Annotated in this window: 9 protein-coding genes, 8 tRNA genes and 1 pseudogene; 9 read left to right on the forward strand and 9 right to left on the reverse strand. The window is 73.7% G+C overall.

Annotated features, from left to right (window positions below; translation table 11 throughout):
* The first annotated feature begins 435 nt into the window (after nucleotides 1-435).
* The 8 genes and pseudogenes from J116_RS23785 to J116_RS23820 all read left to right on the forward strand — a co-directional run bounded on the left by J116_RS23785 (nucleotide 436) and on the right by J116_RS23820 (nucleotide 12115).
* Nucleotides 436-1518 (forward strand): methionine ABC transporter ATP-binding protein, encoded by a 1083-nt coding sequence (locus tag J116_RS23785; RefSeq protein WP_023589589.1) that lies wholly within the window; start codon nucleotides 436-438, stop codon nucleotides 1516-1518.
* Nucleotides 1515-2186 (forward strand): methionine ABC transporter permease, encoded by a 672-nt coding sequence (locus tag J116_RS23790; RefSeq protein ID WP_023589590.1) that lies wholly within the window; start codon nucleotides 1515-1517, stop codon nucleotides 2184-2186. The genes J116_RS23785 and J116_RS23790 overlap by 4 nt, the downstream gene beginning before the upstream one ends.
* Nucleotides 2187-2313: 127 nt before the next feature.
* Nucleotides 2314-3165 (forward strand): MetQ/NlpA family ABC transporter substrate-binding protein, encoded by an 852-nt coding sequence (locus tag J116_RS23795; protein WP_023589591.1) that lies wholly within the window; start codon nucleotides 2314-2316, stop codon nucleotides 3163-3165.
* Nucleotides 3166-3369: 204 nt separating this feature from the next.
* A pseudogene (locus tag J116_RS23800) lies at nucleotides 3370-4014 on the forward strand (GNAT family N-acetyltransferase); the annotation flags it as partial.
* A 244-nt stretch (nucleotides 4015-4258) separates the two neighbouring features.
* A complete protein-coding gene (gene cbiE, locus J116_RS23805) occupies nucleotides 4259-5521 on the forward strand; it encodes a precorrin-6y C5,15-methyltransferase (decarboxylating) subunit CbiE (protein WP_023589593.1) in 1263 nt (420 codons plus the stop codon).
* 305 nt (nucleotides 5522-5826) lie between these two features.
* Nucleotides 5827-9651, forward strand: a complete 3825-nt coding sequence (gene cobT, locus J116_RS23810; protein ID WP_023589594.1) for a nicotinate-nucleotide--dimethylbenzimidazole phosphoribosyltransferase — start codon at nucleotides 5827-5829, stop codon at nucleotides 9649-9651.
* A 372-nt stretch (nucleotides 9652-10023) separates the two neighbouring features.
* On the forward strand, nucleotides 10024-11256 hold the full coding sequence (cobA, locus tag J116_RS23815) for a uroporphyrinogen-III C-methyltransferase (protein WP_023589595.1): 1233 nt from the start codon (nucleotides 10024-10026) through the stop codon (nucleotides 11254-11256).
* Nucleotides 11257-11296: 40 nt separating this feature from the next.
* Nucleotides 11297-12115: a TrmH family RNA methyltransferase gene (locus tag J116_RS23820; RefSeq protein WP_023589596.1), complete on the forward strand. Its 819-nt coding sequence runs from the start codon at nucleotides 11297-11299 to the stop codon at nucleotides 12113-12115.
* Between the two features lie 72 nt (nucleotides 12116-12187).
* On the opposite strand, the gene J116_RS23825 is transcribed toward J116_RS23820, so the two are convergent.
* A complete protein-coding gene (locus J116_RS23825; RefSeq protein WP_023589597.1) occupies nucleotides 12188-13492 on the reverse strand; it encodes a serine/threonine-protein kinase in 1305 nt (434 codons plus the stop codon).
* Nucleotides 13493-14140: 648 nt separating this feature from the next.
* Between J116_RS23825 and J116_RS23830 the strand changes: the two genes are divergently transcribed.
* Complete coding sequence (locus tag J116_RS23830; RefSeq protein ID WP_023589598.1) at nucleotides 14141-14347, forward strand: hypothetical protein; 207 nt, start codon at nucleotides 14141-14143, stop codon at nucleotides 14345-14347.
* A 189-nt stretch (nucleotides 14348-14536) separates the two neighbouring features.
* Here the strand turns inward: J116_RS23830 and J116_RS23835 are convergent.
* From J116_RS23835 to J116_RS23895, 8 genes are all read right to left on the reverse strand, one after another.
* Nucleotides 14537-14608 (reverse strand) — tRNA-Val (locus J116_RS23835).
* A 48-nt stretch (nucleotides 14609-14656) separates the two neighbouring features.
* Nucleotides 14657-14728, reverse strand: a tRNA-Val gene (locus tag J116_RS23840).
* A gap of 28 nt (nucleotides 14729-14756) precedes the next feature.
* Nucleotides 14757-14828, reverse strand: a tRNA-Val gene (locus tag J116_RS23845).
* A 48-nt stretch (nucleotides 14829-14876) separates the two neighbouring features.
* Nucleotides 14877-14948 (reverse strand) — tRNA-Val (locus J116_RS23850).
* A 288-nt stretch (nucleotides 14949-15236) separates the two neighbouring features.
* Nucleotides 15237-15308, reverse strand: a tRNA-Val gene (locus J116_RS23865).
* A 28-nt stretch (nucleotides 15309-15336) separates the two neighbouring features.
* Nucleotides 15337-15408 (reverse strand) — tRNA-Val (locus tag J116_RS23870).
* Nucleotides 15409-15769: 361 nt separating this feature from the next.
* Nucleotides 15770-15843: transfer RNA gene (locus J116_RS23890), tRNA-Cys, on the reverse strand.
* Between the two features lie 37 nt (nucleotides 15844-15880).
* Nucleotides 15881-15953, reverse strand: a tRNA-Gly gene (locus tag J116_RS23895).
* Nucleotides 15954-16450 lie beyond the last annotated feature (497 nt).

The following is a 16450-nucleotide window of genomic DNA, read 5'->3' on the forward strand; positions in this document are numbered from 1 at the left end:
TTTCCGCAGGCGGGCGCGGGATAACGGGCTCCGGGCACCCCGTCGTACCGGCGTGAAACCGTCCAGATAGCGCACTCTCTCTGTCCGCTATGCGGACAGCCCGGCTCGGCGGAGCGGTCCGTCTGCTTTACTGGGCGCCATGACCACGACGAGCACCCGCATCCTTGCGACCGAGGCGATGACGACGCCCGGTGCTCGTTGTATGTGTCGAATGTGCGCCTACTAGAGGGCCCCTGACGAGCCTCGCGCCCCGAAGCGAGACCCGACGGCAGAGCAGTCGGCCGCGTCCGTGTGGAAGAACCGCGGACCGTGCCCGCCCGCGCGCACGCCTCCTCACCGGCAGTCGTGCCGCGCGCCGTAACGCCCGCGTCGGAATGACGAATGCCCCGTGCCCGGCGGACACCGCGCCGCGCACTCGACAGTGACGGAAAACCTGTGATCACCACCAAGGGCCTGACCAAGGTCTACGAGTCACGCGGCCGCCAGGTCACCGCCCTGGACGGCGTGGACCTGCACGTCCGCGAAGGCGAGGTGTTCGGCGTCATCGGCCAGAGCGGCGCCGGCAAGTCCTCCCTCATCCGCTGCGTCAACCTCCTGGAGCGCCCCACCTCCGGCACCGTGACGGTGGACGGCACCGACCTCACCGCCCTCGCCGGCCGGGGCCGCCGCGCCGGCAAGGATTTGCGCCGCGCCCGCAGCCGCATCGGCATGGTCTTCCAGCACTTCAACCTGCTGTCCTCGCGCACCGTCCAGGACAACGTCGAACTGCCGCTGGAGATCCTCGGCGTCTCCGGCGCCGAGCGCGCCCGCCGCGCCCTCGAACTCCTCGACCTCGTCGGCCTCGCCGACAAGGCCAGGGCGTACCCCGGCCAGCTCTCCGGCGGCCAGAAGCAGCGCGTCGGCATCGCCCGCGCCCTCGCGGGCAACCCCAAGGTGCTCCTCTCCGACGAGGCGACCAGCGCCCTCGACCCGGAGACCACCCGCTCCATCCTCCAGCTGCTGCGCGACCTCAACCGGCAGCTCGGGCTGACCGTCCTCCTCATCACCCACGAGATGGACGTCGTCAAGACCGTCTGCGACTCCGCCGCGCTGATGCGCAACGGCCGCGTCGTGGAGTCCGGCACCGTCGCCGGGCTCCTCGCCACCCCCGGCTCCGAACTCGCCGACGAGCTGTTCCCGGTCAGCGGACACGCCACCGACCCCGACCGCACCGTCGTCGACGTCACCTTCCACGGCGAGGCGGCCACCCAGCCGGTCATCTCCCAGCTGGCCCGCACCTACAACATCGACATATCGATCCTCGGCGCCGCCATGGACACCGTCGGCGGCAGGCAGATCGGCCGCATGCGCATCGAACTCCCCGGCCGCTACGACGACAACGTCGTCCCCGTCGGCTTCCTGCGGGAACAGGGCCTCCAGGTCGCCGTCGTGGACCAGGCCGCCCCGCCCGGTCCTGGAACCAGCGGGTCCACCACCCCCGAGACCGCCGCGCCGCTCGCCAAGGAGGCCGCCAAGTGACCTGGTCGGAGATGCAGCCCCTGCTCACCCAGGGCACTGTCGACACCCTCTACATGGTCCTGTGGGCCACCGTCGTCTCCGTGCTCGGCGGCCTCCCCCTCGGCCTGCTGCTCGTCCTCACCGACAAGGGCGGACTGCTCCAGAACACGGCCGTCAACAAGGTCGTCGGCGTCATCGTGAACATCGGGCGCTCGCTGCCGTTCATCATCCTGCTGATCGCGCTGATCCCGTTCACCAAACTCGTCGTCGGCACCTTCATCGGCCCCACCGCGATGATCGTCCCCCTCGCCATCGGCGCGATCCCCTTCTTCGCCCGCCTGGTCGAGACCGCCGTCCGCGAGGTGGACCACGGGCTCGTCGAAGCCGTCCAGTCCATGGGCGGCTCGATCCCCACGATCATCCGCAAGGTGCTCCTCCCGCAGGCCCTGCCGTCGCTGGTCTCCGCCGTCACGACGACCGTGATCGTCCTCGTCGGCTACTCGGCCATGGCCGGCGCGGTCGGTGGCGAGGGCCTCGGCTCCAAGGCCATCACCTACGGCTACCAGCGGTTCGACACGACGTTCATGCTCGTCACCGTGGCCATCCTGATCGTCGTCGTCTCCGTCGTGCAGCTCATCGGCGACGGCGCCGTACGGCTCCTCGCCCGCCGAGGCCGCACCGCGTCCTGACCGACGGCCACCCCCCGCCGCCCCCGGCGCACCCCAGACTTCGCGCGACCCTTGCGCTCGCTGCCGAAGAACGAGCCCGCACTCCTTGTCCGGGCGTCACCCGCACCACCAGAAAGAGGCACTCTTCGTGCGTAACAACATCAAGACCATCGCCGCCTTCACCGGCGTCACCGCCCTCGCCCTCGGCCTCACCGCCTGCGGCACGGCCTCCGACCCGGCCGCCTCCGGCTCCGGCGACGACGCGTCCAAGCCCCTCGTCGTCGCCGCGTCCCCCACGCCGCACGCCGACATCCTCACGTACGTCAAGGACAACCTCGCCGAGAAGGCCGGCCTCAAGCTGGAGGTGAAGGAGTTCACCGACTACGTGCTGCCCAACACCGCCACGCAGGACGGCCAGGTGGACGCCAACTACTTCCAGCACAAGCCGTACCTGGACGACTTCAACAAGAAGAACAAGACCACCATCGTCCCCGTGGCCGACGTCCACCTGGAGCCGCTGGGCCTCTACTCCCAGAAGCTGAAGTCCCTCAAGGACCTCAAGCCGGGCCAGACCGTCGCCGTCCCCAACGACACGACGAACGGCGGCCGCGCCCTCAAGCTCCTCGCCGACAACGGCCTGATCACCCTCAAGGCCGGGGTCGGAGCCGACGCCAAGCTCTCCGACATCACCGACAGGAAGGGCCTGGAGTTCAAGGAGCTGGAGGCCGCCACCGTCCCCCGCGCCCTGAGCGACGTCGACGCGGCGGTCATCAACGGCAACTACGCCATCGAGGCCAAGCTCACGCCCGCGAAGGACGCCCTCGCCCTGGAGAAGTCCGAGGGCAACCCGTACGCCAACTTCCTCGCCGTCAAGGCCGGCAACGAGGACGACCCGCGCGTCAAGAAGCTCGCCGGGCTCCTCAACTCACCCGAGGTGAGGAAGTACATCGAGGACACCTACAAGGGCTCCGTCGTCGCCGCCTTCGGCCCCGCCGAGTAAGCCGCCGACCGAGTCGTCGACCGAGTCGTCGACCGAGTCGTCGACCGGGCCGCCGATCCGGCCGACCGGGCCACACCGGTCACACCAAGGGCCCCGCACACCATCCGGTGCGCGGGGCCCTTCCCGTCCCGCCATGCACGGTGAGCCGCTCATGCTGCATGCTGTTCGTTTACGGCCCCTCACCACCAGTCCCCGCCCAACGGCATGGAGTTGCGCATGACCACCACCTTTCCGGACGTCTCCATCAGCACGGAACGGTTGGTGCTGCGCCCCTACGACGACACGGACATCCCGGCCCACGTCGAGATGATGAACGACGAACTCGTCGTCGCCTGGACCTCCGCGCCCCACCCCTACACACCCGCCCACGCCGACACGTGGGTCCACCGCACCGCACCCGCCGAGCGCACCAGCGGCCGCGGACTCGCCCTCGCCGTCACCGAGTTCCTCACCCAGCGCCTCGTCGGCACCGTCCACCTCCGCCACACCGACTGGCGCGCACGCTCCACCGAGATCGCCTACATCACCGCGCCCTGGGCCCGCGGCGAGGGGTACGCCACGGAATCGGTCCTCGCCGTCGCCCGCTGGCTCTTCCGCGAGCAGCGCTTCGAACGCCTCGAACTGCGCACCGCCGCGGGGAACACCGCCTCCCAGCAGGTCGCCCAGAAGATCGGCTGCGTCAGCGAGGGCGTCCTGCGCAACGCCTGGATAGCCCGCACCCAGACGGAGGACGGCACCTGGACCGACACCCGGACCGACCTCATCGTCTGGAGCCTGCTCCCCGAGGACCTCGAAGGCGCCGACGACCCCTACTCCGACGCCGGAAACCCCTCGTACGGCGACTACAGCGAGTACCAGGCGTACACCGCATACAGCGGACACACCACCCCCATACGGCAGACCGACCCCACCCGACACACCACCCCCGCCCAGCACGCCACCCCCGCCCCACACCCCACCCACCCCCACCACACCGCGCGGACCCCTCGCACCGGCCGGAACTGACCACCTGCGCCGCCCGCGGGGACGCCCCGCTTCCGGGTACGCTCGCACCACCCGACCTGCACCGACACCCCCAGGGAGACACGCGAAGATGGCCGACCGGGTCACGGTGATCGGATGGGACGGCTCACCCCTCACCGCTGCCGCGCGGTCCGCCCTCTCGGCCGCCACCCTCGTCGCGGGCGCCGCCCACCACCTCGCCCTCCCCGAGGTCCCCGAGCGCGCCGAACGCATCCGCCTCGGCAGCGTCGATCTCGCCGCCCGCCGCATCGCGGGACACCGCGGCACGGCCGTCGTCCTCGCCGACGGCGACCCCGGCTTCTTCGGCGTCGTCCGTACCCTCCGCGACCCCCGGCACGGCCTGGAGGTCGAGGTCGTCCCCGCCGTCTCCTCCGTCGCCGCCGCCTTCGCCCGCGCCGGGATGCCGTGGGACGACGCCCGCGTCGTCGTCGCCCACACCCGTACGCTGCGCCGCGCCGTGAACGTCTGCCGCGCCCACCCGAAGGTCGCCGTCCTCACCTCCCCGGGCGCCGGCCCCGCCGAACTGGCCCTCATGCTCGACGGCGTCCACCGCACCTTCGTCATCTGCGAGGCGCTCGGCACCGAACGCGAGCAGGTCACCGTCCTCACCTCCGACAAGGCCGCCGACCTCACCTGGCGCGACCCCAACGTCGTCATCGCCATCGGCGGCTCCGCCCCGGCCCCCGCGGGCGGCGGCTGGCTCCTGGGCCCCGACCCCGGGCCCGTACGCGGCTGGGGTCTCACCCCCGACGCGTACGAGGACGAGCCCGCCCCCCGCAACGCGCCGCCCGGCACCGGGGATTCGCCCGCCCCCGGCAGCCCGCCGCCCGGCAGCGGCGAGTCGCCCGTCCTGCGCGCCGCCCAACTGGCCCGCCTCGGCCCGCGCGTCGGCGACCTCGTCTGGGACATCGGCACGGGCTCGGGGGCCTTCGCCGCCGAGGCCGCCCGCTTCGGCGCCGCCGTCATCGCCGTCGACGCCGACCCGGCCGCCTGCGCCCGCGCCGAGGCCGCCGCCCGCCGCTTCGGCGCCCAGCTCCAGGCCGTCCCGGGCCGCGCCCCGTATGTACTGGAACGCCTCCCCGAGCCGGACGTGGTCCGGGTCGGCGGCGGGGGAGCGGACGTGGTCACCGCCTGCGCCGACCGCCGCCCCGAACGGATCGTCACCCACGCCGGCACCCGCGACGAGGCGGAGGCCGTCGGCGCGGCCCTCGCCGCGGGCGGCTACACCGTCGAGTGCGCCCTGCTCCAGTCCGTGGACCTGGACCCGGCGGCCTGGTCCGAACGCGACCGTTCGGTGGCCTTCCTCATCACCGGGCGCAGGTCCGCCCCGTGATCTCGTCGCCACGGCAGGCCGGGTAGGCTGGCCGACCGTTCCACCACTGCCGGGTATTCGGCGTTTCGTTCGCCCGTACCCGACGCGAGGCGCCCTCCGGAGGGCACCACGCGGAGGAACACGACTGGGGGGGACGCGCTACGTGGCGCAGTCCACAGCCGACCGTGGCGGAAGCCACTGCCATGGGGCTCGAACGCGGCGAGAATGCTGGATGTCCGCACGCGTTCGTGCCGCGCGGCGCGCACGCTCGTTGTTGATGGCGGGCGGAAGTCTGAAGGAGCACAACCGATGGGCGAGGGGTACGCATGACTGACACCGGCCAGGTCCCGGGCGAGGGACAGCCGGAGAACGCAGGCATGGTGGAGCAGCCGGGCACGCCCGCCCCGGACGCGTACACCTTCCTCGAACCCTCCGGCACAGGCGCCGACGAAGACGATCTGCTGCTGATGCCGGGCGCCCAGGGCGCCTGGACGGAGCCGCAGCCCGGTGTCGCCCCGGCCCCGCCCGTCACCGTACCGATGCCGCACACGTCCTCCGGTGAGCAGATGTCGTACGAGCAGACCCAGCACGAGGTGGCCGCCCAGGGCGCGGGAACGGACGGCCACGGCGCCGTGCACACCCCCCAGCCGCCCCAGACCCCCCAGCCCTCGCACCAGGCCCCGCGGCGTCCACGGCACATGGGCCCGCCCATGCCGGACACGGGAGGTGTCGTACGGTCGCTGGCCGACCGGGGCCCCGCGCCCGTGACCCCCGCACCGGCCCAGACGCAGACCCAGACCCCGGCGCCCATGCCGGTGCAGGGCCCGCCGACGCTCGGCCCCGAGTATCTGGACGTGCCCGGTTCGGCGACGCGGGGCGGGCAGCCGTGGGCGCAGCAGGCCGCCCCGGCGGAAACGGTCATCCCGGACGCGACGGGCCAGTTCGTGCCGGTCGAGGGCGCGGTCCCGACGGCCCCGCACCTGGCTCCGGCCCCGCCGACGGTCCCGTCCCCACGCCACGCGGCGGCCCCCCAGCAGCCCCCGGCGACCCAGGGCACCCCGGCGCAGGGGGTTCCCGCCCAGGCACAGCAGCCGACGGCCCCGGCCCCCGCCGCTGCCCCGGCCGCCGAGGCTCCGCAGCCCCAGGCCACCCCGGCGCACGGCACCCCGGCGCAGGAGCAGCCCGCCCCGGCCGCCGAGGCGCCCGCAGAGGCCTTGGTGGAGCCCGCCGTCGAGGCGGTCGCCCCGGCCCAGGAGCCGTCCGTGCCCCAGGCCGACGCCGCCGTACCGGCGCAGCCAGCCGAGGCCCCGGCCCCCGAGGCCGTCCAGCAGGCACCCGCGGAGGCGCCTGCCGCCCCCGCACCCGCGGCGGAGGTGCCCGCGCCTGCCGCTCCGGCCCCGCAGGCGGTGCCCCAGGCCGCAGCCGAGCCGCAGCAGGCGGAGGCGCAGCCCGTCCCGGTCCCGCCCGCCGACGCCCAGACGGCCCAGCCGCAGGCGCCCGAGGCCCAGGTCGGCGAGCCGCAGTCGGCCGAGGCGCAGCCCGTCGAACCCGCCGCTCCGGAGCAGGCCGCCCCCGAGCAGGCCGCCCCGGAACAGGTGGCCGCCGTCCAGGTGCCCGCCGACCCGACGGCCCACCCGGCCGAGCAGCCGGTGGCCGAGCAGGTATCCGCCGAGGCCCCGGCCACCGACGCGACGCCCGCCGACGCGACGCCCGCCGAGCCGGTCGCCGCCACCGAACCCGTAGCGGCGCCGTCCACCGTGGGCGAGCCCGCACCGTCCGCGGCGCCCGAGGCAGTGCCCGCCGCTCCCATGGCGGCGGTGGACGCGACGCCCGCCGAGGGCACGCCCGTGGCCGCGCCCGTCGAAGCGGCACCCGCCCAGGCCCCGGCCGAGGCCGCCCAGGAAGCGGTGCCGCCGACAGAGGTCCCCGCTCCCGGCACGGCCGCGCAGGAGGCACCCGTTCCCGCCCCGGCCGCCGAGGAACCGCCCGTAGCGGACCAGCCCGCACCGGAGCAGCCCGCAGCCGAGGCGCCCCAGGCCGCACCCGTCGAGGCCCCGGCCACGGAGGTCGCACCCGAAGAGGCCGCCCAGGCCGTCCCCGCCCCGGCGCCGACCGCCGAGGAGGCCCCGGTCGAGGGCGCCCCCGCCGACGCCACCCACGGAGCGCCCGCCGCCACCCCGCCCGCGGAAGCCGCCGTACCGGCAGCCCCCGCCAGCGTCGACCAGGCCACCGTCGAAGCGGCACCCGCCGCCGAAGCCCCGACGGCCGCCGCGGAGACGGCCCCGGAGACCGCCGACGCCGCCCCCCGGATTCCCGAGGCCGAGGCGCAGGCCGACGCCGCCCCCCGGATTCCCGAGGCCGAGGCGCAGGCCGCCGAGCCCACCGCCTCCGCAGCGGTGGAACCGGAGGCCCCCGTCGGTCCGCCCGCCCCGGGCTACGCCGACGACGAGCGCGAGGCGATCCTGCGGGTCATGCGGGAGCGGCGGGACATCCGCAACGGTTTCCGCAGCGACCCCATCCCGCACGAGGTGCTGCTCCGCGTCCTGGAGGCCGCGCACACGGCGCCGTCCGTGGGCCACTCCCAGCCGTGGGACTTCGTCGTCATCCGGTCCGCCGAGACGCGCCGCGCGATGCACGAGCTCGCGCAGCGCCAGCGTGACGCGTACGCCAAGTCGCTGCCCAAGGGCCGGGCGAAGCAGTTCAAGGAACTGAAGATCGAGGCCATCCTCGACACCCCGGTCAACATCGTCGTCACCGCCGACCCGACCCGGGGCGGGCGCCACACGCTCGGCCGCCACACGCAGCCGCAGATGGCCCCGTACTCCTCCGCGCTCGCGGTGGAGAACCTGTGGCTCGCCGCCCGCGCCGAGGGCCTCGGCGTCGGCTGGGTCAGCTTCTTCGACGAGCGCGAGATGGTCCGCGCCCTCGGGCTGCCCGAGCACCTCGAAGTCGTCGCGTACCTGTGCGTCGGCTACGTCGACGAGTTCCCCGAGGAGCCGGAGCTGATGCAGGCGGGCTGGTCCAAGAGGCGTCCCCTGTCGTGGGTCGTCCACGAGGAGACGTACGGCCGCCGTGCGCTGCCCGGCGAGGAGCCGCACGACCTGCTCCAGGAGACCGTCGCCAACATCCGCCCGCTGGACGCCAAGGCGCTCGGCGAGGCGTGGGAGCGGCAGAAGCGCATGACGAAGCCCGCGGGCGCGCTCGGCATGCTGGAGATCATCTCCGCGCAGCTGTGCGGCCTGTCGCGGATCTGCCCGCCGCCCATCCCGGAGCCCGCCGCCGTGGCGATCTTCGCGGGGGACCACGGGGTGCACGCCCAGGGCGTCACGGCCTGGCCGCAGGAGGTGACGGCGCAGATGGTCGCCAACTTCCTCGGCGGCGGCGCCGTCTGCAACGCGTTCGCCAACCAGGTCGGCGCCGAGGTGTGCGTCGTGGACGTCGGCGTCGCCGCCGACCTGCCCGCCACGCCCGGCCTGCTGCCCCGCAAGGTGCGCGCCGGTACGGCCGACTTCACCACCGGTCCCGCCCTCACCCGCGACGAGGTGCTCGCCGCGATCGAGGTCGGCATCGAGACGGCCCGCGACCTCGTGGCGGCCGGGAACAAGGCGATCCTGACGGGCGAGATGGGCATCGCCAACACGACGGCGTCCGCCGCGCTGATCTCCGTCTACACGGGGGTCGACCCGTCGGAGGTCACCGGCCGGGGCACGGGCATCAACGACGAGATGCACGCCCGGAAGGTCGACGTGGTGCGCCGCGCCCTCGAACTGCACCAGCCGGACCCGGCCGACCCGATCGGCGTGCTCGGCGCGGTCGGCGGCCTGGAGCACGCCGCGATGGTCGGCTTCATCCTCGGCGGCGCGTCGCTCCGTACGCCGGTGATCCTCGACGGCGTCAGCGCGGGCGCGGCGGCCCTCGTCGCGCGGGCCGTGGCCCCCGAGTCGCTCGCGGCGTGCATCGCCGGTCACCGCAGCGCCGAACCCGGCCACATGGCGGCCCTCAACAAGCTGGGCCTGCGCCCGCTGGTGGACCTGGACCTGCGTCTGGGCGAAGGCACGGGCGCGCTGCTGGCCCTGCCGCTGGTGCAGAGCGCGGCCCGCGCGATGCACGAGGTGGCGACGTTCGACTCGGCGGGCGTCACGGAGAAGTAGCGGCCACAGGCGAAGGGCCCCCGCGCGGAACACCCGTTCCGCGCGGGGCCCGCCTGCCCCCAAAGCCCCGCATCCCCCGGCCCGGCGGACCCGGCCACCGCACCACCCGCACGCGGCCGCCCCACCGCCCCGGGACATCGACCGCCCTCGCCGCCCGCCCCCTCACGCACCGCCGGGCGCCGCAGCCACCCCACCCCGGCCCTCCCGACAAGCTTCCGACGCCCCCGGCGTGACGATCGCAACGTGCCCGGCCATGAGCGGCGCGGCCCCCGCCCCGTATCGTGGTCGCCAGCGCACCGCCCCCGTCTCACCAGCCACTTCACCGTCGCAGTGGCCCCGCACCGCACCACCCGCCGAGGAGACCACACCGCCATGGTCGAGCACGCCGAGCAGCCCGCCTACCCCGTCGGACTTCGCCTCTCCGGGCGCCGTGTCGTCGTCATCGGCGGCGGACAGGTGGCCCAGCGGCGCCTCCCGGCGCTGATCGCCGCGGGCGCCGACATCACCCTCGTATCGCCCTCCGCCACGCCGTCCGTGGAGGCGATGGCCGAGGCCGGTGAGATCCGCTGGGAGCGCCGCCGCTACGAGGACGGGGACATCGCCGACGCCTGGTACGCGCTCATCGCCACCACCGACGCGGAGGCCAACGCCAGCGCGTCCGCCGAGGCCGAGCGGACCAAGACCTGGTGCGTACGGGCGGACGACGCCGAGGCCGCCACCGCCTGGACCCCGGCGACCGGCCGCATCGAAGGTGTCACCGTCGCCGTTCTCTCCGGCAACGACCCGCGCCGCTCGGCCGCCGTGCGCGACGCCATCGTGGAGGGCCTGCGCGACGGCACGCTCACCGCGCCCCAGCACCGCGACCGCGCCCCGTTCGTCGCCCTCGTCGGCGGTGGTCCCGGCGACCCGGACCTGATCACCGTGCGCGGCCGCCGGCTCCTCGCCGAGGCCGACGTGGTCATCGCGGACCGGCTGGGCCCGCGCGACCTGCTGGACGAACTGCCGCCGCACGTCGAGGTGATCGACGCGGCGAAGATCCCGTACGGCCGGTTCATGGCGCAGGAGGCGATCAACAACGCGCTGATCGAACACGCCAAGCAGGGCCGGTCGGTGGTCCGTCTCAAGGGCGGCGACCCGTTCGTCTTCGGCCGCGGCATGGAGGAGGCGCAGGCGCTCGCCGAGGCGGGCATCGCCTGCACGGTCGTGCCCGGCATCTCCAGCTCGATCTCCGTGCCGGGCGCCGCCGGCATCCCGGTCACCCACCGGGGCGTGGCGCACGAGTTCACCGTGGTCAGCGGCCATGTCGCCCCGGACGACCCGCGTTCCCTCGTGGACTGGGCGTCGCTGGCGAAGCTGCGCGGCACGCTGGTGATCCTCATGGGCGTGGACAAGATCGGCAAGATCGCCGAGGCGCTCGTCGCCCACGGCAAGGACCCGGCCACGCCCCTCGCCCTCGTCCAGGAGGGCACGACCGCCGCGCAGCGCCGCGTGGACGCCACGCTGGCCACGGTGGCGGAGACGGTACGCGCCCAGGACGTGCGCCCGCCCGCCGTCATCGTGATCGGCGACGTGGTCCACGAGGCCCCGGACAAGCACACCCGCTGACCCGCCCCACCACCCCACCACCGGACAAGGCAGCATCGCCGTGGCAGAACTCCTCACCATCGACGACCCCGACGACCCGCGTCTCCACGACTACACGGGCCTCACCGACGTGGAGCTGCGGCGCCGCCGCGAACCGGAGGAGGGCCTGTTCATCGCGGAGGGTGAGAAGGTCATCCGCCGTGCCCTCCAGGCCGGGTACGGGATGCGGTCGATGCTGCTCTCCGCGAAGTGGGTCGACGTCATGCGGGACGTCATCGACGAGGTGCGGGCGCCGGTGTACGTGGTGGACCCGGCGCTCGCCGAGCGGGTCACCGGCTACCACGTGCACCGCGGCGCGCTGGCGTCCATGCGCCGTGAGCCGCTCCCCGCCGCGCGGGACCTCCTGGCGACGGCCCGCCGCGTGGCGGTCATGGAGTCCGTGAACGACCACACCAACATCGGCACCATCTTCCGCAGCGCCGCCGCCCTCGGCATGGACGCGGTCCTGCTGTCCCCGGACTGCGCGGACCCGCTGTACCGGCGTTCGGTGAAGGTGTCGATGGGCGCGGTGTTCGCCGTGCCGTACGCCCGTCTCGACAGCTGGCCCCACGACCTGGAGGCGGTGCGGGAGGCGGGTTTCCGGCTGCTGGCGCTGACGCCCGCCGAGCAGGCGGTCCCCCTGGACGAGGTGGCCCCGCACCGCATGGAGCGGGTGGCGCTGATGCTGGGCGCCGAGGGCGAGGGCCTGTCGGCCCGGGCACTGCGCGCGGCGGACACGTGGGTGCGCATCCCGATGGCCCACGGCGTCGACTCCCTGAACGTGGGCGCCGCCGCGGCCGTGGCCTTCTACGCCGTGGCCTCGGGCCGCCCCCAGCCCTGAACGCCCTCAGCCACTCTCGGCGAGGGGCCCCGGCCGTGAACGCCCGCCGGCCCCCGGGGCCGACGGGACGCCTCAGCTCTGCAGGGCCTGCGCCCCCGCGATGCCCAGCAGCACGATGAGCGTCACGACGACGAACACGAACAGCCGCTGACGCAGCAGTCGCGGGTTGGCGGGCCGCCGCAGCCCCGACGACGTGCCCGTCCCGCTGCCCGCGCCTGTCCGGCGCGGTCCCGTACGGGGCCCCGTACGCGGTCCCGTACGCGGCCCGGTACGCGGCCCGGTCCGGGCGCCCGACGGCGAGGGCTGCCGGGGTGCCCGCGAGCCGCCCGTCCTGGACGACGACGCCGACTGCGGTCCGCGGCCACGGGGTGCGGGGGTGCCCTGCGCCCGCCCGTGCGCGGTCCGTTCGGTGTACCGCTCCGTGGGCCGGGGCCCGGGTCGACCCGGCCGCCGCCCGCCCGTGGCCCGGTCGGCGGCCCGCTCCAGCCGCTCGGCCCGCTCCGGGCGCGGTACGGCGGGGCGCGCGTCCACCGCGGGCGGGGCCATGCCGAGCCCCTGCGCCTCCCGCGCGGCGATCTCCTTGAGCCGCAGCGACAGTTGCAGCGTGCTGGGCCGCTCCTCGGGCTCCTTGGCCAGGCAGGCCCGCACCAGCGGGGCGAGCGCGTCGGGGACGCCCTGCAGCTGCGGTTCCTCGTGGACGACGCGGTACAGCATCACCTCGGAGCTGCCGTGCCCGAACGGCGAGTCGCCCATCGCCGCGTACGCCAGTGTCGCGCCCAGCGCGAACACGTCCGTCGCGGGGGTGACGGCCGCGCCGCGCACCTGCTCGGGCGCGAGGAAGCCGGGGGAGCCCACGGCCGTACCGACGTGGGTGAGGGTGGACGCGCCGGTCGCCCAGGCGATGCCGAAGTCGATGATCCGGGGGCCCTTGGGGGACAGCAGGATGTTCGACGGCTTCAGGTCGCGGTGGACGACGCCCGCCTCGTGGACGGCGACGAGACCTTCCGACAGCGCCGCGCCGATCGCGGCGACGTCGGCCGCGGGCAGCGGCCCCTCCTCGGCGATCTTGTCGTGGAGGGAGGGGCCCGGTACGTACTGCGTGGCGAACCAGGGGCGCTCGGCCTCCAGGTCGGCCGCGACGAGCCGGGCGGTGCAGCCGCCGCGGATGCGCCGCGCGGCGGACACCTCGCGCGCGAAGCGCGAACGGAACTCCTGGTCCTCGGCCAGATCCGGCCGGATCACCTTCAGGGCCACCCGCTGGCCGCGCCGGTCGGAGCCGAGGTAGACGACCCCCATACCGCCCGCGCCGAGCCGCCGATGCAGCCTGAACGAGCCGACGACACGCGGGTCCTCGCGCCGGAGCCGCATCATCGCCATGTCCGTCCCCTACCTGCCGTGGGGAGCTCCCCACCCCGCCGTCGCGGTCCTTCTGACGTCGCCCAGCTTACGTACCCGGAACCAGGTGCGCTCATAGGCCGCGCCCTCACTCCCCGATCGATTCTCGGCCGCCCCACCGGCAACTGACCGCGCCTCAGGGGCAACGGCGACCGAGGCCGCCGAACCGACGAACGATCAAGGTCCTTTGCGGATACGGCCTTTGGTGCCGGGTGCCGCGGCGTCCCGGAGGGATCCGCCCGCACGCCCCGTGAGGGACGCGCGGGGGAGGAGACTCGCCCCTCAAGGGGACCCGTACGGGACGTGAGCGATGTCACCCGGAGCCCGTACGGGCCGTGCGGGACCTGTCCGGCAGCCGCCCAGCGCCACCGGCCGCGCCCACGCTCCGCCCGGGGCTCCCTGGCCCGGGCGGGGGGTCCCCTCCGGGATGACCCGTAGGGCGGGGCGGCCGTTCTCCAACCAGGGGAGTACGTCGCCGGGTGGGCCCTCCTCCTGGAGGAGGCCCGGCAATCGGTACGCGGGCATGACGCCCGGCGTGCCCCGTTTCCCTAGGGTTGTTGTCGAGCGGCGGGTGCAGCACTCGTCCCCCGAGGTCCACACCCGCCGCCGCAGACAGACGGGAGAGGAGCCATGGCCGACACGGCACCGCGGACGATGGTCCGTACGCAGGGGCGCAAGGCGGCCTACGCGTCGCTGAGCGGCCGCCCCGGCCGCCGCCACCCCCTGGTGGCGACGGCGATGGTCCTCCCCCTCGCCACCCTCCTGGTCGTCGTCTTCGGCGGCTGGGAAGCGGTGGTGACACAGGCGTCGTCCGTGGGCGTGATGCTGGGGCGCTGAGCGGGCGCCCCGGGGCCCGGGAGAGCGGCCCGGGCCGGGGAAACATCCGGCCAACCCCGTGGGGACGGGGGTGCGGCGGACGGCAGTGGCGGGCGGCCGGCTGGGGAGCCGGTCGGCCGCCACTTCTTTCTCGGCCTCGACCAGATGAAGAAGCCCCGTCCGCGAGAGCGGACGGGGCTTCTTCATCTGTGGACGATACTGGGATTGAACCAGTGACCTCTTCCGTGTCAGGGAAGCGCTCTCCCGCTGAGCTAATCGTCCTCGGGACCACAGCGCCGTAACAGCTCGTACGGACGTGTGGGCACTGCGTGCGCGATACTGGGATTGAACCAGTGACCTCTTCCGTGTCAGGGAAGCGCTCTCCCGCTGAGCTAATCGCGCGGGAAGCCGCTGCTACCAGCGGTTTCAGTGGACGATACTGGGATTGAACCAGTGACCTCTTCCGTGTCAGGGAAGCGCTCTCCCGCTGAGCTAATCGTCCTCGGGACCACAGCGCCGTAACAGCTCGTACGGACGTGTGGGCACTGCGTGGACGATACTGGGATTGAACCAGTGACCTCTTCCGTGTCAGGGAAGCGCTCTCCCGCTGAGCTAATCGTCCTCGGGACCACAGCGCCGTAACAGCTCGTACGGACGTGTGGGCACTGCGTGCGCGATACTGGGATTGAACCAGTGACCTCTTCCGTGTCAGGGAAGCGCTCTCCCGCTGAGCTAATCGTCCTCGGGACCCCAGCGCCGTAACAGCTCGTACGGACGTGTGGGCACTGCGTGCGCGAAACTGGGATTGAACCAGTGCCCTCTTCCGTGTCAGGGAAGCGCTCTCCCGCTGAGCTAATCGTCCTCGGGACCCCAGCGCCGTAACAGCTCGTACGGACGTGTGGGCACTGCGTGCGCGAAACTGGGATTGAACCAGTGACCTCTTCCGTGTCAGGGAAGCGCTCTCCCGCTGAGCTAATCGCGCGGGAAGCCGCTGCTACCAGCGGTTTCAGTGGACGATACTGGGATTGAACCAGTGACCTCTTCCGTGTCAGGGAAGCGCTCTCCCGCTGAGCTAATCGTCCTCGGGACCACAGCGCCGTAACAGCTCGTACGGACGTGTGGGCACTGCGTGCGCGATACTGGGATTGAACCAGTGACCTCTTCCGTGTCAGGGAAGCGCTCTCCCGCTGAGCTAATCGTCCTCGGGACCACAGCGCCGTAACAGCTCGTACGGACGTGTGGGCACTGCGTGCGCGATACTGGGATTGAACCAGTGACCTCTTCCGTGTCAGGGAAGCGCTCTCCCGCTGAGCTAATCGTCCTCGGGACCACAGCGCCGTAACAGCTCGTACGGACGTGTGGGCACTGCGTGCGCGATACTGGGATTGAACCAGTGACCTCTTCCGTGTCAGGGAAGCGCTCTCCCGCTGAGCTAATCGTCCTTGGAGGTGGAGACGGGATTTGAACCCGTGTAGACGGCTTTGCAGGCCGTTGCCTCGCCTCTCGGCCACTCCACCCGGAGTGTGTGGGGGTCGGGAAGATCCCCCACGATCGAGCGGACGACGAGATTCGAACTCGCGACCCTCACCTTGGCAAGGTGATGCTCTACCAACTGAGCCACGTCCGCCTGTCGTTTCCGTTCCGCTTGCGCGTCCCGGCGACGTGTTGAACTCTAGCGGATTCCCGGGCCAGTACAAAAACGCGTTTCCGCAGCGTGCTGCGCCGCCACCTGCCGCGCCCCGCTCCCGGGCCCCCGCCACCCCGGACCGCGAGCCCCGATGACCCCGCCCCCCAGGCCCCCGACCGGCCATCCCACGGGCACCCCGGCGGAGCGGCGTGGACGCGCGGAGCCGGTCGGGGGCGAGGAGCGGCCGACAGGGGTGCGGGGCGGACTCGGGCGCGAGCCTGCCGTGGAGCCGGACGGGGGCAGGGACCGCCGGGCAGGGTGTCGGGGCGGGGCACACCCAGCGCCCCTGCTGGCCGTGGCTCACGCCCGTACCGGACCTTCCACCCCCCGTCGGCTCTGTGTGCGCACCGTCCCGCGCGGGCCCGTGGGCCTCAGCCCCCGCCGGCCCCCCTCACTGCCGGCTTGCCCGTACCCGTACCGACGGCCGCACGTCCCCG

Origin of the sequence: Streptomyces thermolilacinus SPC6 (genome assembly GCF_000478605.2) — a bacterium.
Taxonomy (GTDB): domain Bacteria; phylum Actinomycetota; class Actinomycetes; order Streptomycetales; family Streptomycetaceae; genus Streptomyces; species Streptomyces thermolilacinus.

Excerpts from the sequence above, each read along its gene's own strand:
- cbiE (WP_023589593.1), top strand. The coding sequence starts at position 4,259 with ATGGCCGACCGGGTCACGGTGATCGGATGGGACGGCTCACCCCTCACC.
- cobT (WP_023589594.1), top strand. The coding sequence starts at position 5,827 with ATGACTGACACCGGCCAGGTCCCGGGCGAGGGACAGCCGGAGAACGCA.
- cobA (WP_023589595.1), top strand. The coding sequence starts at position 10,024 with ATGGTCGAGCACGCCGAGCAGCCCGCCTACCCCGTCGGACTTCGCCTC.
- J116_RS23825 (WP_023589597.1), bottom strand. The coding sequence starts at position 13,492 with ATGGCGATGATGCGGCTCCGGCGCGAGGACCCGCGTGTCGTCGGCTCG.
- J116_RS23830 (WP_023589598.1), top strand. The coding sequence starts at position 14,141 with ATGGCCGACACGGCACCGCGGACGATGGTCCGTACGCAGGGGCGCAAG.